The sequence below is a fragment of the Synechococcus sp. CS-1328 genome, from assembly GCF_025128095.1.
GTDB lineage: Bacteria > Cyanobacteriota > Cyanobacteriia > PCC-6307 > Cyanobiaceae > CBW1002.
This window is the reverse complement of the sequence record NZ_JAHLYT010000003.1, coordinates 1-20120: the sequence shown is the minus strand read 5'-3', so window position 1 is coordinate 20120 and position 20120 is coordinate 1. Positions and strand designations below refer to the sequence as shown.

20 protein-coding genes and 3 tRNA genes are annotated in these 20120 nt (G+C 67.7%); 15 read left to right on the top strand and 8 right to left on the bottom strand.

Features of this window, described 5'->3' with window-relative positions:
- Positions 1–842, top strand: an 842-nt coding sequence (locus tag KQ310_RS00315) for a DUF1611 domain-containing protein (RefSeq protein ID WP_259719803.1), incomplete at its 5' end; no start/stop codon positions are given.
- 131 nt (positions 843–973) lie between these two features.
- On the opposite strand, the gene KQ310_RS00310 is transcribed toward KQ310_RS00315, so the two are convergent.
- A tRNA-His gene (locus KQ310_RS00310) sits at positions 974–1046 on the bottom strand.
- Positions 1047–1297: 251 nt separating this feature from the next.
- On the opposite strand from KQ310_RS00310, the gene KQ310_RS00305 reads away from it, so the two are divergent.
- Genes KQ310_RS00305 through KQ310_RS00290 form a run of 4 tightly spaced genes read left to right on the top strand, consistent with a single transcriptional unit; the run spans position 1298 to position 5358 of the window.
- Positions 1298–1975: a hypothetical protein gene (locus KQ310_RS00305; protein WP_259719802.1), complete on the top strand. Its 678-nt coding sequence runs from the start codon at positions 1298–1300 to the stop codon at positions 1973–1975.
- A gap of 36 nt (positions 1976–2011) precedes the next feature.
- Positions 2012–2455: a DUF4359 domain-containing protein gene (locus KQ310_RS00300; RefSeq protein WP_259719801.1), complete on the top strand. Its 444-nt coding sequence runs from the start codon at positions 2012–2014 to the stop codon at positions 2453–2455.
- Positions 2452–3777, top strand: a complete 1326-nt coding sequence (locus KQ310_RS00295; protein WP_259719800.1) for an amidohydrolase family protein — start codon at positions 2452–2454, stop codon at positions 3775–3777. The genes KQ310_RS00300 and KQ310_RS00295 overlap by 4 nt, the downstream gene beginning before the upstream one ends.
- A 36-nt stretch (positions 3778–3813) precedes the next feature.
- A complete protein-coding gene (locus KQ310_RS00290) occupies positions 3814–5358 on the top strand; it encodes an FAD-binding oxidoreductase (RefSeq protein WP_259719799.1) in 1545 nt (514 codons plus the stop codon).
- A gap of 4 nt (positions 5359–5362) precedes the next feature.
- Here KQ310_RS00290 and KQ310_RS00285 read toward each other — a convergent pair whose 3' ends face one another.
- The 5 genes from KQ310_RS00285 to murA form a co-directional block, all read right to left on the bottom strand.
- The gene (locus tag KQ310_RS00285) at positions 5363–5851 is read right to left on the bottom strand and encodes a pentapeptide repeat-containing protein (protein WP_259719798.1); all 489 of its coding nucleotides are present in this window, start codon (positions 5849–5851) and stop codon (positions 5363–5365) included.
- Positions 5852–6045: 194 nt separating this feature from the next.
- Positions 6046–7308 (bottom strand): folylpolyglutamate synthase/dihydrofolate synthase family protein, encoded by a 1263-nt coding sequence (locus KQ310_RS00280; RefSeq protein ID WP_259719797.1) that lies wholly within the window; start codon positions 7306–7308, stop codon positions 6046–6048.
- Positions 7309–7312: 4 nt separating this feature from the next.
- Complete coding sequence (locus KQ310_RS00275; protein ID WP_399237243.1) at positions 7313–8491, bottom strand: aspartate aminotransferase family protein; 1179 nt, start codon at positions 8489–8491, stop codon at positions 7313–7315.
- A 69-nt stretch (positions 8492–8560) separates the two neighbouring features.
- Positions 8561–8642, bottom strand: a tRNA-Leu gene (locus KQ310_RS00270).
- A gap of 16 nt (positions 8643–8658) precedes the next feature.
- Entirely contained in the window at positions 8659–9960 is a 1302-nt protein-coding gene (gene murA / locus KQ310_RS00265; protein ID WP_259719795.1) for a UDP-N-acetylglucosamine 1-carboxyvinyltransferase, read from the bottom strand.
- 219 nt (positions 9961–10179) lie between these two features.
- Between murA and KQ310_RS00260 the strand changes: the two genes are divergently transcribed.
- From KQ310_RS00260 to trpC, 5 genes are all read left to right on the top strand, one after another.
- Positions 10180–10263 (top strand) — tRNA-Leu (locus tag KQ310_RS00260).
- An 8-nt stretch (positions 10264–10271) separates the two neighbouring features.
- Complete coding sequence (locus KQ310_RS00255) at positions 10272–10520, top strand: hypothetical protein (protein WP_259719794.1); 249 nt, start codon at positions 10272–10274, stop codon at positions 10518–10520.
- Positions 10495–11454, top strand: coding sequence for an RNA methyltransferase (locus KQ310_RS00250; protein ID WP_259719793.1), 960 nt, complete (start codon positions 10495–10497; stop codon positions 11452–11454). The genes KQ310_RS00255 and KQ310_RS00250 overlap by 26 nt, the downstream gene beginning before the upstream one ends.
- Before the next feature lie 13 nt (positions 11455–11467).
- On the top strand, positions 11468–12910 hold the full coding sequence (gene lpdA / locus KQ310_RS00245; protein WP_259719792.1) for a dihydrolipoyl dehydrogenase: 1443 nt from the start codon (positions 11468–11470) through the stop codon (positions 12908–12910).
- Between the two features lie 58 nt (positions 12911–12968).
- Positions 12969–13856 (top strand): indole-3-glycerol phosphate synthase TrpC, encoded by an 888-nt coding sequence (gene trpC / locus KQ310_RS00240; RefSeq protein WP_259719791.1) that lies wholly within the window; start codon positions 12969–12971, stop codon positions 13854–13856.
- Between the two features lie 227 nt (positions 13857–14083).
- Here the strand turns inward: trpC and rpsD are convergent, their stop codons facing one another.
- Positions 14084–14692, bottom strand: a complete 609-nt coding sequence (gene rpsD, locus KQ310_RS00235; protein ID WP_197153788.1) for a 30S ribosomal protein S4 — start codon at positions 14690–14692, stop codon at positions 14084–14086.
- Between the two features lie 189 nt (positions 14693–14881).
- Here rpsD and yidD point away from each other — a divergent pair, with 189 nt between their 5' ends.
- From yidD to aqpZ, 4 genes are all read left to right on the top strand, one after another.
- On the top strand, positions 14882–15133 hold the full coding sequence (yidD, locus tag KQ310_RS00230) for a membrane protein insertion efficiency factor YidD (RefSeq protein ID WP_259719804.1): 252 nt from the start codon (positions 14882–14884) through the stop codon (positions 15131–15133).
- Positions 15134–15161: 28 nt separating this feature from the next.
- Entirely contained in the window at positions 15162–15434 is a 273-nt protein-coding gene (locus KQ310_RS00225; protein ID WP_259719790.1) for a glutaredoxin family protein, read from the top strand.
- 32 nt (positions 15435–15466) lie between these two features.
- Entirely contained in the window at positions 15467–16981 is a 1515-nt protein-coding gene (locus KQ310_RS00220) for a UDP-N-acetylmuramoyl-L-alanyl-D-glutamate--2,6-diaminopimelate ligase (RefSeq protein ID WP_259719789.1), read from the top strand.
- Between the two features lie 104 nt (positions 16982–17085).
- Positions 17086–17856: an aquaporin Z gene (aqpZ, locus tag KQ310_RS00215; RefSeq protein ID WP_259719788.1), complete on the top strand. Its 771-nt coding sequence runs from the start codon at positions 17086–17088 to the stop codon at positions 17854–17856.
- A gap of 80 nt (positions 17857–17936) precedes the next feature.
- Here aqpZ and KQ310_RS00210 read toward each other — a convergent pair whose 3' ends face one another.
- A complete protein-coding gene (locus KQ310_RS00210) occupies positions 17937–19160 on the bottom strand; it encodes an aminotransferase class V-fold PLP-dependent enzyme (RefSeq protein WP_259719787.1) in 1224 nt (407 codons plus the stop codon).
- Between the two features lie 90 nt (positions 19161–19250).
- Between KQ310_RS00210 and KQ310_RS00205 the strand changes: the two genes are divergently transcribed.
- Positions 19251–19979, top strand: a complete 729-nt coding sequence (locus KQ310_RS00205) for a DUF47 domain-containing protein (protein ID WP_259719786.1) — start codon at positions 19251–19253, stop codon at positions 19977–19979.
- Positions 19980–20120: the final 141 nt, after the last annotated feature.

The following is a 20120-nucleotide window of genomic DNA, read 5'->3' as shown; positions in this document are numbered from 1 at the left end:
GCGGCAAGCTGCCGCCGGCGCTCTGGGGGGATGTGGCCGCGGCCCTGGAGGCGGGCCTGAGCGTGGCCAGTGGCCTGCACAGTCGCCTCGGCGACGATCCGGAGCTGGCGGCTCGGTTGCAGCCGGGCCAGTGGATCTGGGATCTGCGTCAAGAGCCACCTGACCTGGTGGTGGGGTCGGCACTGGCGGCGACCCTGCCCTGCCAGCGGGTGCTGGCGGTGGGCAGCGACATGGCGGTGGGGAAGATGAGTGCCTGCCTGGAGCTGGTCGCCGCCGCCGGCAGGAGGGGTCTGCCGGCCCGGTTCGTGGGCACCGGTCAGGCCGGCATCCTGATCAGCGGCCGTGGCGTTCCCCTCGATGCGGTGCGGGTGGACTACGCCGCCGGGGCGGTGGAGCAGGCCGTGCTGACAACAGCGGATGGCCTGGACAGCCAGGGACTGCTGGTCGTGGAAGGGCAGGGATCCCTCTGCCACCCAGGCTCCACCGCCACCCTGCCGCTACTGCGCGGCAGCCAGCCCACGGCCTTGCTGCTGGTGCATCGGGCCGGCCAGACCACCATCCAGCGCCACCCCAGCATCACCCTGCCCCCGCTGGCCGAGCTGATCGCCACCCTGGAAGCGCTGGCTGCCCTGGGACGTCCGGGGCGCACACCGCCGCCTCGGGTGGCGGCGATTGCGCTGAACACCGCCCATCTCGGCGCCGATCAGGCCGCTGCCGCCATGGCGGCCGTGGAGCAGGAGACCGGGCTGGTCTGCGCTGATCCGGTGCGGGAGTGGCCGGGTGCCGATCGGCTCCTGGAGGCCCTGGGGGCTGTTCCTAGCGGCTCAGCCAACCGCTCGTAGATGAGCGTGGCGATTGCTCCCGTTAACCGCTGGATCCATTGATCGTGTCAACGGATCGGGTCGCAGGAGCCTCTCGAGCCGAGCACGGTTCAGAGCAAAAAACCGGTGGTCAAGCCACCGGTTTCAGAGAGGGCGAGCGAGGGGACTCGAACCCCCGAATAGCGGCGCCACAAGCCGCTGCCTTAACCACTTGGCGACGCCCGCCGTGGGTAGGCAGAACTTACATCAGCACAGGCAGCACCACACCGCTTGGCCACCCTGCCCGGATGCCGTGCGGGGATGGCGTGCCAAAAGGTTGGATTGGGGCGAGTCAACCCATTGCCCGCCTCGGGCTCTAGCGTCGTTGCCGATCCATTGCCGGTTCAGACCGCGTGGCTGCCGGTCGCATCCCCTCTCCTGACCCACGACCTGCCGGAGACGGACTGGTCGCGAGACCCTTCCGCCTGGCCACGCCCTTGTTGGCCCTGTCCCTGCTGCTCAGCAGTTGCGCCCTGGCAGGGGTTGGGGTGAGTGAGGCTGGCCGGCAGCGTTGCCGCAACCTGGCCGCTGCCTCTGGCCCTCCCCTGCTCGGACCCTGGCGCGAGCTGCGCTGCCTGCCCGGAGTGGACCAACGCCTGGCCGCAGAGAAGGCCCAGGAACGGCAGCGCCGTGAACAAGCTCAGCAACGCCTGCAGGCCGATCTGGCCCGTTGCCGGCAGCAGCGCCAACCCATGCTCACCCTGGTGACGGAGCTGCGCCGCACCCGGCAGAGCCTCGCCGACCTGCGCCTGGAGGGCTACGACCCCTCGCCACGACCCAGGCCCCCTGATGAGGAGCTTGAAGCGCGTTACCGGCCAGAGGACCAGGAGCTAGATAGGGAGCGTTATGAGGCGGCGCTCGCTGCCTGGAAGCAGGCGGAGTGGCAGCGTCGCGGCCGCTGGGAGGCTCGCCACCGGGAGCGGCGGGCCGTGCTGGAAACCCAGCAGCGGCAACAGCTGGCTGAGCTGCGACGCCTCAATCCCTCTCTGCTGAAAGGCGATCGCTTCGAGGAGCAGGACGTTGCCCGCTACAGCCACTGCCGCGCCCAGGACTTTCTCAGGGCTACTGCACCGCTTCCCGCCGGAGTCGCAACCCCGGTTCCGGCCAAGGGCTGATCTTTGCGAACCTGGACATCCGTGCGTTCGCCTCGCTTGCCCTCCCGATCGCTGACACCCTGGCTCGTGGGCCTGCCCGTGGTGGTCCTGGGGGCCGCTGGTCTGGCGGCCACCAACCCCGGCCCCGACGAATTCGAACGGTTCGCCGGCGATCGGCTGGCGGCGATGGCTTCCGAAGAGCTCTGCAGCGAGAAGGGATTGCCGATGATGATTCGGCTGGTGATCAGCGATTGCCATGGCCTGGTGATGGCCCAGCACGGAGTGCTCGGCCAGCTGGCCCGCAGCCAGAGTCGCCGCATCGATTTCGGAGTGGGCAGTCTCTACAGCACCGAGATCGGTGGCCAGCAGCTCCTGCCCAACTGGCGGCTGCCCCACTACACCGTCTCCACCCTGGCCATGGCTGGACACTTCTGGGTGCTCGAGGCCGGCGAGGAGCGCCGCCCAGACCCGAAGGATCAGCAGAAGGAGGCCCAGCGTTGAATCCTGAAGCCGGCCCTGTCCAGGCAGCCCCACCGACCACCCTGGACCTGCAGCTGCCGCGCCAGCTTCTCGATCCGGGCCTGTCGGGCCTGCCCGCAGCTGATTCCGATGGACTGGTGGCCGTCCGCCTGCGATCTGCTGATGGGCGCATCGCGGCCATCGAGGCCTGGCCAGGCTCCCGCCACAGCGGGCTCGATCCCGCCGCCCTGCCCCTGGCCCTCACCCCCCTGGTGGAGCCCCACGCCCACCTCGATAAAGCCTTCAGTTGGTCGCGCCATGCCAACCGAGCCGGAACGATCGCCGGGGCCATGGCCGCCAATCGCAACGAGGCCAACGAACGCACCCAGGAGCAGATTCATGGGCGGGGCGAACGGGCCCTGGAGCGGGGCTGGCGGCAGGGCCTGCGGGCGATGCGCAGCCACATCGACAGCCTTGGTCCCTGGTGGGAGCCCAGCTGGGAGGCCCTGGAGGCCCTGCGTCACCGCTGGGCCGATCGGCTGGAGCTGGAGCTCGTGGCCCTGGTGCCCCTCGATCACTGGGGCACTCCGGCCGGCGAGGCCCTGGCGGCAAGGGTCGCGGCGACGGGTGGCTTGCTCGGTGGTGTGCTCGGTCCGCCCTATCGCCCCAGCCACGACGACCAGCAGGCCCTGCAGGCTTTGCTGAGGCTGGCGGAGCGCCACGGCTGTGGCATCGATCTGCACATCGACGAAAGCGACCAGGGCCAGGCCCGCGGCGTGCGGATGTTGCTCCAGGCACTGCGCCACCAACCCTGTTCCGTGCCGATCACCTGCAGCCACGCCAGCAGCCTGGCGCTGCTGCCGGAGCATCAACTGAGGCCCCTGCTCGATCAGCTCGCGGCCGCGGGTGTGGCCGTGGTGGCCTTGCCGGGCACCAATCACTGGCTGCTGGATCGCAGACCGGGCTGCACGCCGCGCCTGCGGCCCCAGGCCCCCGTGCGCCAACTGCAGGCGGCCGGGGTGCTGGTGGCGATCGGCGGCGACAACGTGCAGGATCCCTGGTTCCCCGGCGGCGATTTCGATCCGATCGAGGTGCTGCGCTTCAGCGTGGTCGCCAGCCATCAGGCCCCCTGGCTGCGCCAGGGGCTGGCTCCCTTCAGCACCGAAGCGGCGCGGCTGCTGCGTCTTCCCTGGGACGGGGTGCTGCGGCCAGGAGCACCGGCGGACCTGGTCGTGCTGGCGGCCTGCTCCTGGAGTGAGGTGCTGGCGCGCCCACCGCAGCGACGGGTGCTGCGGGGCGGTCGCTGGTTGCCACCACCGCTGTCGCAGCAGCCGGCGGCGGTTCTGGCCAATCTGGGGGCATGACGGCCAACCCCGCCCCTGAGCTCATCCCCTCCCCGCATGCCCTCGCCAGAGTCGCCGAAACCCAACGCCCCGGATCCCAGCCCATCCGCCCACAGCACCTATGACGCCGCGGCCCTGGTGGCGGCGGCGGGTCACTGTTCCGCCGCCTCGGTTCGTGCCCTCGCTGAGGACCTGACGCGGCATCACCCCGATCTGCCGCTGGTGGGCCCCCTGCCACCGGCCAGCGGTGATCACGGGCCGCAGCAGGCGGACCAGGCGGCGGCCATGGCCCGTGAGCTCCGGCGGCGCTCCAGCGACTATCACGACTACTCGCCGGTGCTGGTTCCGCTGCTCCAGAACCACAGCGCCCAGCTGGCGATCAGTGCCAACTCCACCGATCAGGTGATGGCGGTGGCGGCAGGCTGTGTCCGCCATGGCGTGCCACTGACGCTGCGCGGTGCCGGCACCGGCAATTACGGCCAGTGCGTGCCCCTGGCTGGTGGGGTGGTGCTCGACCTCTCCGGCCTGAACCGGTTGCGACGGGTCGATCCCCACAGCGGGGTGATCACGGCGGAGGCCGGTTGCCTGCTGGCCCCCCTGGATCAGCAGCTGGCCGGCCATGGGCGGGCGCTGCGCCTGGCGCCCAGCACCTACCGCACTTCCAGCCTGGGTGGCTTCATCGCCGGTGGCTCCGGTGGGGTCGGATCGCTGCGCTGGGGCTTTCTGCGGGATCCAGGCCATCTGCTCGGGCTCGAGATCGTGACCCTGGAGCCGGAACCGCGGCTGCTGCAGCTGGATGCCGAGGCCAGCCGTCCGCTCAACCACGCCTACGGCACGAATGGCATCCTCACCGCCCTGACCCTGGCAACCACCGAGGCCGTGGCGTGGCAGGAGCTGGTGGTGGGGTTCGCCCACTGGCAGGACGCGCTGGCCGTGGCCCAGGAGCTGCCAACCACGGCGCTGCTGCTCAATGCCCTCTGCCTGCTGGAGGCACCGATCGCCGAACGCTCCCCCTGGCCGCAGGGGTGTCCGTCGCCGCAGGCGGGTGAGCACCGGCTGCTGCTGCTGGCCGCCCCCGACAGCCTCGATCTGCTGCCGCACTGGCTGGCCCAGCGCGGTGGCAGCGTCTGCTGGCAAGCGCCCCAGGGCCAGAGCCGCGGACTGCCCCTGCGGGAGCTCACCTGGAACCACACCACCCTGCACTGGCGGGCCCATACCTCCGGCTGGACCTACCTGCAGATGCTTCTGCCCCAGCCAGAGGGGCCTGCCCTGGAAGCATTGCGGAACAGCTGGGGCGGCGATCTGCTCTGGCACCTGGAGGCCGTGCGTCAGTCGGGAGCGGCGCGGCTGGCGGGGCTGCCACTGCTGCGCTGGCATGACAACGAACGGCTGCAGGATCTGATCGCGCAGTGCCGCAGCCTCGGGGCGCTGATCTTCAATCCGCACGTGATCAGCGTGGAGGATGGCGGCCTCGGCGTGGTGGATGCCGATCAGGTGGCGGCAAAGGCCCTCTACGACCCGGCCGGCCTGCTCAACCCCGGCAAGCTGCGCGGCTGGTATCTGGATCCGGCCCGATCCCAGGGCGCCAGCCTCTCCAGCTGAGCCTTCAGCCGCAGTCCAGGCTGAGGCGGGTGTCGACGCCGGTGATCGGGTTGGTGCCCTCGGCGTTGCGGCAGAGCTGTTTCTGATCAGAGCGGTCCAGCAGGGCGTCGCTGAAGTCGGCATCGGTCACGTCTGCGCCAGCGAAACTGCCGCCGGAGGCGATCGCACCACGCAGAACCGCGCCCCGGAAATCGACGCCGCTGAAGTCGCCCCGGTCCATCAGGGCATCACTGAGATCGGCGCCGCTGAAATCAGCGCCGGCGAAGGCGCCCTGGGTCAGGATGGAGCCATGCAGGTCGGCGCCGTGGAAGTTGGCCTGACGACCCACCACACCGGCGAAGGAGGTGTTGGCCAAGGCCTGACCGCTGAAGTCCGCGCCGCTCTGGTTGGTCAGGGTGTAGTCGACCCTCTCCTGGAACAGGGCCCGCTCCTGCAGCCCAACCCCGGCGACCGTGTCGAGAGCGGAAGCTGGCGACAAACCGGCCGGCAGCATCGGCAGCAGGACCAGCAAGGTGCAGGCCAAAAGCCCCCCCAACCGTCCCCTGAGCCCGCTGACGAGATCCAGTCGCTTCAGCCCGCTGAGAAAGTCGGTTGAGGCCCCCCGCGACCTCCGGGGCGTCGTGGCCGCGGGCCGGCGGAGCACCGGAGGCTGAAAGACAGGCATCACGGTGCTGGCGGCGTCTGGCTTCACTCTGTCGCAGCAGCGGCCAGCAGGCTGCCGATCAGATACAGGGAACCCGCCACGATCAGCGGGGGCGCGGCAGCAGGCGCCGGGGCGTCCAGGGCCGAGGACCAATCCGCCGCCGCCTGCAGCTGGCTGGCCAGCTCCGGGCAGGCTTCTGCCAGCTGGTCCTGGCTCCAGCAGGAATGGCCGCTGACCGGCACGATCCAGGCCCGATCGCCCGGGGTCAGCAGAGCCCGCAGCATCGCCGGCCCCTGCTTGTTGGCCAGGACGCCGAGCAGCCAGACCCGTTCCCCTGCCGCCGCGATCGTTCCCTGGGCAGCCCGCTGGTCAAGTTCAGCGCGCAGGGCTTCGGCGGCCGGCAGATTGTGGGCCCCATCCAGCAGCAGAGGGCGGCCCTGCCAATGCATGGGCTGCAGCCGGCCGGGCCAGTGGGCCGCCGCGAATCCCACCGCGATCGCCTCCTCGCTGAGCGGCCAGCCGCCTTCGATCAGCGCCCGCAGCATCCCCAGGGCCACGGCGCTGTTGTGAAGCTGCACCGCTCCGCTCAGGCCACAGCGGTAGGTGAGTCCATCGCTGTGAAGCCAATCGTCACCACGATCTGCCACCACGGCTGGCTCGACCCAGCGCAGCTCCGCCCCGACCGCCTCGGCCCGCTCCTGCAACACCGCCGCCACAGCAGGGCTCTGGGGGCCGCTGATCGCCACACAACCCGGCCGCAACACGCCGGCCTTCTCCGCGGCAATCTGGCCAGGATCCGACCCGAGAAACTCGGCGTGATCCATGCCGATCGCGGCGAAGCCGATCACCTCGCGCCGGGGATGCACCGTGGTGGCATCGAGCCGCCCCCCCAGGCCCACCTCCAGCACCACCAGCTCCAGGTCTGCCTCGGCAAAGGCACAGAAGGCGGCGGCGGTGACCAGTTCGAACGGGGTGAGTCGGTGCCGCTGCCCCACGACCTGCAGCGCCTCAAGCTGGCGGCGCAGCTCCGGGGCGGGAATCGGCGCTGCGCCGAGCCGGATCCGCTCGCACCAGCTCACCAGGTGGGGGGAGGTGTAGAGCCCGCAGCGAACGCCGGCCTGCAGCAGGGCCGCGTGGACCAGGGTGGCGATTGATCCCTTGCCGTTGGTTCCAGCCACCTGCACGGCGCGGAAGCGGCGTTCCGGATGGCCGAGTTCCGCCAGGGCGGACGTCAACCGCTCCAGGCCGAGATCCACACCGCGCCGCTGGAAGGGCTCGATCAGGTCGTCGAAGGCATCGAGGACCACGCCGTCAGGCCAGGCTGAGCAGGGCCTTCTCCAGGCGCTTCACCGCCTTGCGCAGATGGCGCGGCTGGATCACCAGCGGCGGCACGAAGCGCACCACCTGGGGGCCGGCGGGCACCAGCAGCAGCCCCTGGGCCATGGCCGCCTTGACGATCTCAGGAGCGGTGGGTGCCTCCGGACGCAGCACCAGACCCTGGAGCAGGCCCCAGCCGCGGCATCCCTCCAGCCGGTGGGGATGGCGGCGCACCAGCTCCTCGAGCAACAGCCGCAGCAACTGGCCCATCTGCTCCACGTGGGGCAGCAGCGAACGGCGATCGATCTCGCGCAGCACCGTGAGGCCGGCCCGGCAGGCCAACGGGTTGCCGCCGAAGGTGCTGGCGTGCTCGCCGGGACGGAAGTGGTCAACGGCGGACTTCACCGCCAGGGCGCCGATCGGCACACCACCGCCCAGCCCCTTGGCCAGGGTGATGGCATCGGGTTCGACACCGAGCGTTTCATAGCCCCACATCCGACCGCTGCGGCCCACGCCGATCTGCACTTCGTCAAAGATCAGCAGGATCTGCTTCTCGTCGCAGAGCTGGCGCAGCCGCTTGAAAAAGGCTGGATCCCCCGGAATCACACCGCCCTCGCCCTGGATTGGTTCGATCAGCACCGCCGCCACCGCCGGCCCCTGGGCCTCGCAGTCGGCCAGCAGGGCCTCGAACGCCGCGATGTCGTTGTAGGGGAAGTAGCGGAAGCCCTGCACCATCGGCTCGAAACCCTGGTGGTACTTGGGCTGGCCGGTGGCGGTGACCGCCGCCAGGGTGCGGCCGTGAAAGCTGGCCTGGGCCGTGAGAATCAGCGGCTGGGTGATGCCCCGCGCCACGTGACCATGCTTGCGGGCCAGCTTGATGGCGGCCTCGTTGGCCTCGGCGCCGGAATTGCAGAAGAAGACCCGATCGGTGCAACTGCGGGCGGTGATGGCAGCCGCCAGCTGTTCCTGCTCCGGGATCCGGTAGAGGTTGGAGACATGCTGCAGCTTGCCGAGCTGGCGGCAGAGAGCCCGCTTCATCACGCGGTCGCTATGGCCGAGGGTGCAGACAGCGATGCCAGCGACGCAGTCGAGATAGCGGTCGCCCTGGCTGTCCCAGACATGCACCCCCTTGCCCTTCGCCAGCTCCAGGGGGAAGCGGGCATAGGTGTCCATCACCGGGGAAAGGGGCGCCGGAGAGGTGGACACGGTGGATGAGGAGGATGGATGAACTCTGGGGGGAGATGGGAGCGGTGGGACTTGAACCCACATGCCCGAAGGCGCTCGATTTTGAGTCGAGTCCGTCTACCAATTCCGGCACGCTCCCATGCTCGAAATCCTACTCAGCTGGCGCTGGTGCGCCGGATGGCGGCGCCGGCACCATTGAGCTTGCCCTCGAGGTCGGCGTAGCCGCGGTCGAGGTACTCAAGCCCCTGCACGGTGGTGATGCCCTCAGCCGCCAGACCAGCCAGCACCATCGCCGCCGAGGCCCGCAGGTCGGTGCCCTGCACCGGCGCACCGCTCAGCCGGGAGACGCCCTCCACGAAGGCGGTGTTGCCCTTCATGCGGATCGACGCACCCATGCGCTGCAGCTCAGCCACATGCTGGAGGCGATTCTCGAAGATGTTTTCGGTGATCACGCTGGTGCCCTCCGCCGTGGCGAGCAGGCTCATGAACGGAGCCTGCAGGTCGGTGGGAAAGCCGGGAAAGGGTTGGGTGCGCAGATCAACTGCCCGCACATGGTCCGCCCGCAGGGTGAGGCCGATGCCGTCGTTCTCGATCCGACAGCCGGCTTCCTCGAGCTTGGTGATCACGGCGCCGAGGTGCTCGGGGATCACCGGGGCGACCCGCAGATGGGACCGGGTGATCGCCGCCGCCAGCAGGTAGGTGCCGGCTTCGATCCGATCCGGAATCACGGCGTAGTCGGTGCCGTGCAGGCGATCCACCCCCACGATCGTGATCGTCTGGGTGCCGGCACCACGCACCCGGGCTCCCATGGCGATCAACAGGCCCGCCAGATCCACCACCTCCGGCTCCTGGGCGGCATTGTCGATCGTGGTTTCGCCATCGGCCAGGGCGGCCGCCATCATCAGGGTCTCGGTGGCCCCGACGCTGGGGCAATCGAGATGGATGCGGCCGCCACGCAAACGGTGTCCCTGACCGGGCACCACGGCCGTGACGACGCCATGGTCAATCGTGACCTGGGCACCCAGCGCCTTGAGCCCCTTGACGTGCTCCACCACCGGCCGCGAGCCGATCTGGCAGCCACCGGGCAGGGGCATCTTGGCCATGCCGGTGCGGGCCAGCAGGGGGCCAATGCAGAAGAAGCTGGCCCGCAGGCTGTTGACCAGCTCATAGGGAGCGGTGGACTGGTTGATGTGGTCGCCGTTCAGTTCAATCGCCTCTCCCTGCCGGATCACCTGCACCCCGAGGGCCGCCAGAATTTCTCCCATCGCCGTGATGTCGGTGAGGGGAGGGATATTGCGCAGTCTGATCGGATCCCGGGTCAGCAGGCAGGCCGCCATCAGCACGAGGGCGGAATTCTTGGCGCCGCTGACGCGGATTTCGCCCGAAAGGGCATGACCGCCGGCAATTTCGAGCTGGGGATTGAGAATTTTCTGGGGCGGGACAATGGTGTAGGTCATGGCTGCGGCTGTCCCGTCTTCGGTTGCGGCATCTTGACAATGATCGGTGTGACCGTCTAGACGGCCGCCCCTTGAACTGTCTCGACCCGATTCCCTTGCCTAGCCACGACCCAGCGACGGCGTCAGCCCACGCCAAGGGCGGACATGTGCGAAGGCGGACACTGGGGGGGCAGGCAGGCCATGGCGTATGGTTTGCGGGTCGCAACGAGCGGCGCGCCAGCGGATGTGGCGGAATTGGTAGACGCGCTAGTTTCAGGTACTAGTGGCAGCAATGTCGTGGGAGTTCAAGTCTCCCCATCCGCACTTCTCTCATGATCGTTCTCAAGATCACCAACGCCTCCGAGGTCGTTGCCTCCAAAGTCGGTAAGTTTCTTGAGAGACTTACACCCGATTCCTTCGATCAGTCCACGGTTGAAGACATCGTCATCAAGAAGTTGATCGAGAACCTCGGCGCCGAAGGACTCCAGGGCGAAGTCGCTGTCGTCCATGGTCTGGACATCGGCAATGGGTCCATCCTCGTTCGCGATCACATGCATGTCCGGCGCCACCAGACCTTCTGATTCAGGCGTTGAGGGTCCTGGGCAGCACCCCGACCAGGAGGGTCTGAGCCCTCAGGATGACCTGATCCGCGAGGACGACCTCATCCGCGACGCAGACCTGATCCGCAGCCGCCGCAACCCCTTGGTGCGGAGCATTCGTCAACTGCACCAGCCGCGGGGTCGCCGTGACGCCGGCCTGCTGTTGCTAGAGGGAACGCACCTGTTGCAGGAAGTGCTGCAGCTGCGGCTGCAGCCCCGTGATCTGCTGCTGACGCCCCGTTGGGAAGGGAGCCACCCTGAGCTGGTTGCGGCCCTGCCCGCCAGCACGCGCCTGCACCGGGTGAGCGACGAGGTGCTGGCCGCTGCTGCCACCACCGAGCACCCCGATGGGGTGGTGCTCACCCTGCCACTGCCCCCCAGCGCCTCCAGCACCCTGCCTGGTTTTCTGCTGGTCCTCGACCGGCTGCAGGATCCCGGCAACCTGGGAACGCTGATGCGCACGGCTCTGGCGGCGGGCGTGGAACGGCTCTGGCTGGCCGGCGGTGCCGATCCCTTCCAGCCGAAGGTGCTGCGCGCCTCGGCCGGATCAGCCCTGGCACTGCCGCTGGAGCGCCTTGAAGAGGCGGAGCTGTGCCTGCGGCTGCGCCAGGCCCGGGAGGCTGGCTATCAGGTGGTGGCCGCCCTGGCGCCGTCGGCGGTGGAGGCGGAAGCGGCCTCGATCCCCTACTGGCAGCTCGACTGGCGCCGGCCCACGATCCTGCTGCTGGGCAACGAAGGGGGAGGTCTCAGCCGCGACCTGCTGACTCTCGCCAGCCATCGGGTCACCATTCCCCACAGCCCAGCGGTGGAATCGCTGAACGTGGCGGTGGCGGCAGCACCGCTGCTGCTTGAACGCTGGCGGCAGGGGATCCTGCAACGCGCGACCCAGCCACAGGAGAGAATGCCGCATCAGTGATGCAGCGGCCCCGGTGAGCGACGCGACCTTCGACTACGACGTGATCGTGATCGGCGCCGGCTATGGCGGTTTCGATGCGGCCAAACATGCTGCGGAGCATGGGCTCAGCGTCGCCATCGTTGAATCCCGCGACATGGGCGGCACCTGTGTGAATCGCGGCTGTGTGCCCTCCAAAGCCCTGCTGGCCGCCAGCGGCAGGGTGCGCGAGCTGGCCGATGCCGAGCATCTGGCCGGCTTCGGCATCCATGCGGCGCCAGTGCGCTTCGAGCGCCAGAAAATCGCCGACCACGCCAACCAACTGGTGGCCACGATCCGCGGCAATCTCACCAAGTCCCTGGAGCGGGCCGGAGCCACCATCCTGCGGGGCAAAGGCCGCCTGGATGGGGTGCAGCGCGTGGTGGTGCGGGAGAGCGGCAGTGGCCTTGAGCGTCCTTACACCGCCCGCGAGGTGATTCTCGCCACCGGATCGGAGCCCTTCGTGCCGCCCGGCATCGAGACCGACGGCCGCACCGTGTTCACCAGCGACGAGGCGGTGAGCCTGGAGTGGCTGCCCCGCTGGCTGGCGATCATTGGCAGTGGCTACATCGGCCTGGAGTTTGCCGATGTGTACACAGCCCTGGGCTGTGAAGTCACGATGATTGAGGCCCTGGATCGGGTGATGCCCACCTTTGATCCCGACATCGCCAAGATTGCGGCCCGCAAGCTGATCGACGCCCGCGACATCGACGCCCGCTCCGGCCTGCTGGCCCGCAAGGTGACACCGGGCTGCCCAGTCACGATTGAGCTGGCCGACATGAAGAGCCGCGAGTTGGTCGAAACCCTGGAGGTGGATGCGGTCCTGGTGGCCACCGGCCGGGTTCCCAGCAGCAAGGACCTCAACCTGGCCTCCGTGGGGGTGGAGACCAACCGCGGCTTCATCCCGGTGGATGACCGGATGCGCGTACTGGTGAATGGGGAGCCGGTGCCCCACCTCTGGGCCGTGGGCGATGTGACCGGCAAGATGATGCTCGCCCACACCGCCGCCGCCCAGGGCACCGTGGCGATCGACAACATCCTGGGCCATGGCCGCGAGATCGATTACCGCTCCATTCCGGCGGCCACCTTCACCCACCCCGAGATCAGTTCGGTCGGCCTGAGCGAAGCAGACGCCAAGGAGCTGGCGGCCCGTGACGGCTTCGAGCTGGGCACAGTGCGCAGCTATTTCAAGGCCAACTCCAAGGCGCTGGCTGAGCTGGAGAGCGATGGTCTGATGAAGCTGCTGTTCAACAAGAGCAGTGGCGAAGTGCTCGGCGCCCACATCTACGGCCTGCACGCCGCCGATCTGATCCAGGAGATCGCCAACGCCGTGGCCCGCCGCCAGAACGTCCAGCAGCTGGCCAGCGAAGTGCACACCCATCCCACCCTCAGCGAGGTGGTCGAGGTGGCCTACAAGCAGGCCGCCATGGCCGTGGGCTAAGGATTCAGCCCGCAGGACCGCCCTCCGTTTCCTTTTCCTTTTCCCGATCTGAACCCGCATGGAGATTCGTCGCCGCCCGCCCAATCCCCCCGTGAAGGTGGCCCACCTCATCTACGGCATTCCCCATCCGGAGGCTGAACCCCGTCACATCCTCGAGAAGATCGTCTGGGAAAAGGACAGGGAGGTGGCGGTCGCGCGCGATCGGGTGAGCCTGGAGCAGCTCAAGGCCCAGGTGGTCGACCTGCCGGCCCCGCGTGATTTCGTGGCAGCCCTGCGGGCCAGTTGCCGCAAGCCAGCCGTGATCGCCGAGGTGAAAAAGGCCAGCCCCAGCAAGGGGGTGATCCGCGAAGACTTCGACCCCGAAGCCATTGCCGCCGGCTACGCGGCCGGTGGCGCCAGCTGCCTGTCGGTGCTCACCGACAAGACCTTTTTCCAGGGCGGCTTCGAGGTGCTGGTGCAGGTGCGCCAGGTGGTGGCCCTGCCGCTGCTCTGCAAAGACTTCATCCTCAGCCCCTATCAGCTGTACCAGGCCCGTGCGGCCGGCGCCGATGCGGCCCTGCTGATCGCCGCCATCCTCACCGATCAAGACCTGGGCTACCTGCTCAAGGTGGCCCGCAGTCTGGGGTTGGCGGTGCTGGTGGAAGTGCACGATGCCGTCGAGATGGAGCGGGTGCTGGCCCTCGACGGGGTGACGCTGATCGGGATCAACAACCGTGATCTGAGCACCTTCCACACCGATCTGGCCACCACCGAGCAGCTGATGCAGCGCTATGGAGCCCAGGTGCGCGCCAAGGGGGCCCTGCTGGTGAGCGAATCGGGCCTGTTCAACCGCGACGACCTCGACCGGGTGCAGAGCGCCGGCGCCGATGCGGTGCTGGTGGGCGAAGCGCTGATGCGTCAGCCGGATGTGACCGCCGCTCTCGAGAGCCTGATTCAAGGGGCGTAGGCGACCGCAGCTGGGCCGAAGGCCCTGAGGGGGCACGGCTCAGCAGCGAGCACTCAGCCCGGGCAAGGGGTTACGGGGCAAAGACATTCCGCGAACAAGTCTTCCCACGAAACAAGACGTCTCACGACAAAGACGTCTCACGACAAAGACTTCCTGCGAAAAGGCCCTCCACAAAAAAGCCCTCGCCGCAATATGGCGAGGGCTTGAAGGCAATCGAGATGGGAAACTCAGACCTTGCGGGAGTAGAACTCAACCACCAGGAGTTCGTTGATCTCCAGGGCCACCCATTCGCGCTCGATCTTGCCGCCCACCTTGACGGTGAGCTTGGCCTTATCAAACTCAAGATGGGGGGGAATGTTGGACAGGCCCGGGAAGGCAAGGTTGGCTTCAGCCAGGAGCTTGCTCTGTTTGCGTTCACGGATGGCGATCACATCACCGGCCCTGCACTGGTAGCTGGGGATATCCACGACGCGACCGTTCACGGTCACGTGGCCATGGTTCACCAGCTGGCGGGCACCGGGCACCGTGGGGCCAAAGCCCACGCGGAAACAAAGATTGTCGAGGCGGTTCTCGAGCAGCTTCAGCAGGTTGGTTCCAGTGGAACCCTCCTGGGCGCGCGCCTTCTTGACGTAGCGCACGAGCTGGCGCTCGGAGATGCCGTAGTTGAAGCGAAGCTTCTGCTTCTCTTCCAGGCGGATGGCGTATTCGGAGCGCTTGCGACGGGCTTGGCCGTGCTGACCGGGGGGATAAGACCGCTTGGCGGCCTTACGGGTGAGACCGGGGAGGTCTCCCAAGCGCCGCGTGATCCTCAGACGAGGGCCGCGGTAGCGAGACATGAAGGTTGGATCGTGGGACGGAAATCCCCCAGGAAAGGGGGAGTGGCGACCGAGACATGGAGCATGCTGGACACTGTCCTGCAGGCCCTTGTCTTGGAGCGCCAACGATCGATCCTATCGGTTGGCCCTGAAGCCCTAGGTCTGGCCCCAAGCCCGGGGCTGGAGACCCTGCTCTCAACCGCTGATCCGCTGGCTGACACCCCCAAGGGCGATTGGGCAACGCGCTGGCTGACCCTGCTGCTGCTCGGACTGATCAGCCTCTACCGCCGTTGGCTCTCGCCGCTGCTCGGGCCCCGTTGCCGCTTCATTCCCAGCTGCAGCGCCTACGGCCTCGAGGCGATCCGCCGCCACGGCCCCTGGCGTGGCAGCTGGCTCACCGCCGGCCGACTGTTGCGTTGCCATCCCTTCACCCCCTGCGGCTGCGATCCCGTTCCCGACTGAAGCGTTCCTGACTGCCCCCGCCTGATCCATGGCCGAGCTGATCCTCTACACCCGCCAGGACTGCTGCCTGTGCCAAGGCCTGGAAGAGCGGTTGCGGGCCCTGCAGCCACCCCTGCCGCTGCAGTGCCTGGATGTGGATGGCGATCCCGCCCTCAAGGCTCGGTACGACCTGACGGTGCCGGTGCTGGCGATTGAGCAGGACGGCACCCGCCGCGAGTTGCCGCGGGTCTCGCCGCGACTGGCCGGCCCCCGACTCCGGACTTGGTTGCAGGAGAACGGATTTCCCGGGCCAGGCGTCTAGAAAGGCTTCCGTCTCCAGCTCCGGCGCTGCCGATGCATCCGCTGCCTCATCCGCTGCTCCACCCGCTGCTGCTTCATGCCGGCCTGGCGGTGCCGCCGGCCTGTACCAACGCCGAGGTGCTGGGCATCCATTGCGATTCCCGCCGGGTCGAGCGGGGCACCCTGTTCGTGGGACTGCCGGGTGCCCAGGTGGATGGCGGAACCTTCTGGCCCGAGGCCCTGGCAGCCGGTGCGGTGGCCGCCGTGATCGGCCCGGAAGCCGCAGCCGCCAGACCGCCCGGTGCTGAAGACCCCGTGGTGGTGGCGAGTGATCCGGTGGCCCACTGGGCCGGCCTGCTGGCCGCCGACTTCTGGCAACAACCCAGCCAGCGACTGGCCCTGATTGGGGTCACCGGCACCAACGGCAAAACCACCACCACCCATCTGATCGAGCACCTGGCCAGCGAGGCTGGTACGCCGGTGGCCCTGTTCGGCACCCTGGCGAACCGCTGGCCCGGCCACAGCGTGACGGCGCAGCACACCACCGCATTCGCCGATGTGCTCCAGGCCCAGCTGGCCCAGGCCGTGGAGGCCGGCGCCCGGATCGGCGCCATGGAGGTGAGTTCCCATGCCCTCGACCAGGAGCGGGTCAGCGGCTGCCGCTTCGCCGGGGCGGTGTTCACCAACCTCACCCAGGACCACCTCGACTATCACGCCACCATGGAGGCCTACTTCGCGGCCAAGTGTCGGCTGTTCGAAGACCCGCTGCTAGCCGGCGGCGCCGTGGTGAACGTGGATGATCCCTGGGGACTCCGCCTTGCCCAGCACCTGCGTCAGCAGCGGGGGGATCTCTGCTGGCGCAGCTCCCTTGAGGATCCCACCATGGAACTCACGATCACCGATCTGGTGATGGAGGCCACCGGCGTGCATGGCACCCTGGTGACCCCCAGGGGCTCAGGGGCCTTCCGCTCACCGTTGGTGGGCCGCTTCAATCTGATGAATCTGCTGCAGGCGGTGGGGGTGTTGGTGCAGCAGAACATTCCAGTGCCGCAGCTGCTGGAGGGGCTGGCAAACTTCCGTGGCGTGCCCGGCCGGATGGAGCGGGTGAGCCTGGCCGGTGGGCCACCGGCTCCGGCGGTATTGGTGGACTACGCCCACACCCCCGATGGTCTGGAGAGCGCCCTGCTGGCCTGCCGGCCCTTCTGCCGCGGCCGTCTGATCTGCGTGTTCGGCTGCGGCGGTGATCGCGACCGCACCAAGCGGCCCCTGATGGGCGCGATTGCGGCTCGCCTGGCCGATCAGGTGGTGGTGACCTCCGACAACCCCCGCACCGAGGATCCCCAGGCGATCCTTGAAGACGTCCTGGCCGGCATCCCGGTTAGCACGTCCATGGACGTGGAGGTGGATCGGGCCAAGGCCATCGCTGGTGCCATCGCCCAGGCCGGCCCGCAGGACCTGGTGCTGATCGCAGGCAAGGGCCACGAGGACTACCAGATCCTCGGCACCACCAAGATCCACTTCGATGACCGCGAAGAGGCCGAGAAGGCACTGCGGGCCATGGCGTCCTGAGATCACCTGAATTTTTGAGCCTGATCTGTTTGTCTGATCATTGTGACAGTCCAGCGGGGAATGCTGCCATGGTTTCCTATCTTGCAGACGCGTTACTTTGACTAATGGCCCAAGACATTCCCGTGTCGAAGAAGTTCCTGGCGGAACTGATCGGCACCTTCTGGCTCGTACTCGGCGGCTGTGGCAGTGCGGTGCTCGCGGCCAACTTCCCCTACGACAACGCTGCCGCCAACCCCCTGGGGCTGGGATTCCTCGGCGTTTCCCTGGCCTTCGGCCTGACGTTGCTGACGATGGCCTATGCCATCGGCCACATCTCCGGCTGCCACATCAACCCAGCCGTGAGCTTCGGCCTCTGGGCCGGCGGGCGCTTCCGCGGCTCCCTGCTGCTGCCCTACATCGCCGCCCAGGTGATCGGTGCGGTGATCGCCGGCGGCCTGATTCTGCTCGTGGCTTCGGGCCGTGCCGGCTTTGAGCTGTCCGGCAGCAATCCCCTCGCCACCAACGGTTTCGGGGCGCACTCCCCCGGTGGCTATGGCTTCGTTGCCGCCCTGGTGATCGAGGTGGTGCTCACCTTCATCTTCCTGCTGGTGATCCTCGGCACCACCGACAAGCTGGCTCCTGTGGGCTTCGCCGGTCTGCCGATCGGTCTGGCTCTCACCCTGATCCACCTGATCAGCATCCCCGTCACCAACACCTCGGTCAATCCAGCGCGCAGCACTGGTGTGGCTCTATGGGTGGGCGGCGAGGCCCTGGGTCAGCTGTGGCTGTTCTGGGTGGCCCCGATCGCCGGTGCCCTGCTGGCCGGCTGGGTCTACAGCAACCTGCTCACCCACGAGACCACCGTCGACGGAACGATTCCTTCAGAGCCCATCTGAGGGTCGCTTTGCGCGATCAAGGCATCCATGCAAAGCCGGCGCTCGAAAGGGCACCGGCTTTTTTATGCATGCAAGGGATCTCAGCACAGGCCGGATTCCCCGGCCAAAATCTCCGCGAGGCTCTGGAGCAGCCGCTCCACCTCCGCCTCGGTGGTGGTGATGTGGGTGCAGGCCCGTAGACAGATCGGATCATCAAGGCTGCGGATCCAAATGCCTTTCTGGCCAAGGGCCTTGACCAACCCATTGGCCCGAGCGGCATCGCCGCCGCTGGGCTCAGCCGTCGCCACCTCCAGCTGAAAGCTCACCAGCCCGGCCGGCGGCGGAGCCGTGAGCAGGGGCTGAATGCCAGGCAACGTTCCCAAGCCCTCCCACAGCTGCCGGCTCAGGAGCTGGATTCGGGCCAGCCGCTGCTCAGCACTCCCCTGGGCCTCCAGCAGCTGCAGGGAGCACGTCAGCCCGGCCATCAGTGGTGTGCAGGAGGTCGCCACCTCGAAGCGGCGGCCGTCGTGGTGAAAGCCGCTGCCGGCCTGGCCTTCGTTGCTGAGGCTGCGCCAACCGATCAGGGTGGGGCGAGCCTCCGCCAGCAGCCGCTCCGAGAGCACCACCGCTCCCAGTCCTTCCGGGCCGCAGCACCACTTATGGCCAGTGCAGCCGTAGATATCGGCGGCGGCGGCACCATTGGCCGCGCCCGCCTCTGCCAGGGGCAGACTTCCCAGCGACTGGGCCCCATCCACCAGCAGCCAGGGCCTGCGGGGGTGCGCGGCGAGGCGGTCAGCCACCGCCGCGATCGGCATCACCTGGCCCGTATTCCAGAGCAGGTGGGAGAGCACCACCAGGCGGGTACGGGGCCGCAGGCTGCGCTGCAGCTGCTCCAGCACCGCCTGCTCCAGGGCGGCGGCATCACAGGAACAGCTGCTGCTCCGCAGCCATTGCACCGGCAGGCAGGCCAGGCTCAACCCTTGGCGCTGGGCCAGCTCCCGGCAGGCGGCCACCACACCGGGATGCTCACAATCGCCGATCAGCAGCTGATCGCCCGGCTCCCAGGGCAACCCCCAAAGCGGCAGCACGCAGCCACTGGTCACGTTTTCGGTGAGGGCCACCCGCTGGGGCGACACCCCAAACCAGGCAGCCAGTCGCTGGCGCAACGCGGAGGTGATCTGCTCCAGGTAGGGCCACACAGCCCCGGTGAACGGCCCCAGCTCCTGAATGGTGGCCCATGCGGCTGTGATCGCCTCCAGGGACGGGGAGGGCAGGGGGCCCTGGCCGCCGTAGTTGAAGTAGGTCTTGTTGGCGAGGGCAGGCATCTGAGCCCGCAACGGCATGGGATCGATCACGGCAACGGGGGTGTCGGTTTGTGGAGCCTGTGGGGCCTCAAAAGGCCTCGCCCTAACTTGATGGCAGATGGAGCGACTGGCCAGACTTTCGTTTTCAGCACGCCAGAGCCTCGGGCCATCATGTCGAAGGAAACCCCGCAGCTGTTCGGCAAGACCAGGTTCCTGGAGGGAAAGATTGATGAATTCCTAGACAAGATCTCCGAGGGGGTGATCTATTTCGAGCGGGGCCTGCTGCTGCTCTTGGAGCAAGGGGTCAACGACGCCTGCGAGGAGAAGCTTCTGCAGATGAATGGCCTGAAAGCCCGTTGCAACGAGATTCGCCGATCCGTGGTAGGCACGCTCTACAGCGAGATGCTGATCCCCGATTTCCGCGGGGATGTCCTAAGCCTGCTGAGTGATCTCTATGGCCTTCTGGATGTGGTGGTCGACCGCTTCCAGGAATTCATGATTGAGTATCCAACCGTGGACAAGGGCGCCACCGAATTTCTGGAGGAGCTCAAGAATCTACTTGCCGTTGTGATCAAGAGCGTGCAGGCCACCGTGATGGCGGCACGTGCGTTCTTCAGGAATCCTGTGGCGGTTCGCGACCATATCTACGAGATTCGGGTTTATGAGTCTGAGGCCGATCGCTCGGCGGTGAGACTGAAGCGGATGATCTTCTCATCCAGTCTGTCCTTGGTCCAGAAGCTGCATGTGCGCGATGCGGTCGATGCCCTGGATGGCATTGCCGACCTGGCGGAAGATGTCAGCGATGAACTGTCGATCTATGCGATCAAGCGGGCCCTTTAGGAGTTTGCTGATAAACCAACCCACGAGTCCGTTTTCCACAGGCATCAGTGGATTTCTGGCTCAAAAAGTCGGATCGGCGGCTATCAGATCCGCAAACAGACCGATTTCGGCATCGTTGGCCTGACTGCAAGGCATTGGTTG

Coding starts and splice junctions, on each gene's coding strand:
- murA (WP_259719795.1), bottom strand. CDS start 9,960: ATGACCTACACCATTGTCCCGCCCCAGAAAATTCTCAATCCCCAGCTC.
- KQ310_RS00255 (WP_259719794.1), top strand. CDS start 10,272: ATGATCGTTCTCAAGATCACCAACGCCTCCGAGGTCGTTGCCTCCAAA.
- rpsD (WP_197153788.1), bottom strand. CDS start 14,692: ATGTCTCGCTACCGCGGCCCTCGTCTGAGGATCACGCGGCGCTTGGGA.
- trpC (WP_259719791.1), top strand. CDS start 12,969: ATGGAGATTCGTCGCCGCCCGCCCAATCCCCCCGTGAAGGTGGCCCAC.
- KQ310_RS00285 (WP_259719798.1), bottom strand. CDS start 5,851: ATGCTGCCGGCCGGTTTGTCGCCAGCTTCCGCTCTCGACACGGTCGCC.
- aqpZ (WP_259719788.1), top strand. CDS start 17,086: ATGGCCCAAGACATTCCCGTGTCGAAGAAGTTCCTGGCGGAACTGATC.
- KQ310_RS00275 (WP_399237243.1), bottom strand. CDS start 8,491: ATGGACACCTATGCCCGCTTCCCCCTGGAGCTGGCGAAGGGCAAGGGG.
- KQ310_RS00225 (WP_259719790.1), top strand. CDS start 15,162: ATGGCCGAGCTGATCCTCTACACCCGCCAGGACTGCTGCCTGTGCCAA.
- KQ310_RS00250 (WP_259719793.1), top strand. CDS start 10,495: ATGTCCGGCGCCACCAGACCTTCTGATTCAGGCGTTGAGGGTCCTGGG.
- KQ310_RS00210 (WP_259719787.1), bottom strand. CDS start 19,160: ATGCCTGCCCTCGCCAACAAGACCTACTTCAACTACGGCGGCCAGGGC.
- KQ310_RS00205 (WP_259719786.1), top strand. CDS start 19,251: ATGGCAGATGGAGCGACTGGCCAGACTTTCGTTTTCAGCACGCCAGAG.
- KQ310_RS00290 (WP_259719799.1), top strand. CDS start 3,814: ATGCCCTCGCCAGAGTCGCCGAAACCCAACGCCCCGGATCCCAGCCCA.
- KQ310_RS00220 (WP_259719789.1), top strand. CDS start 15,467: ATGCATCCGCTGCCTCATCCGCTGCTCCACCCGCTGCTGCTTCATGCC.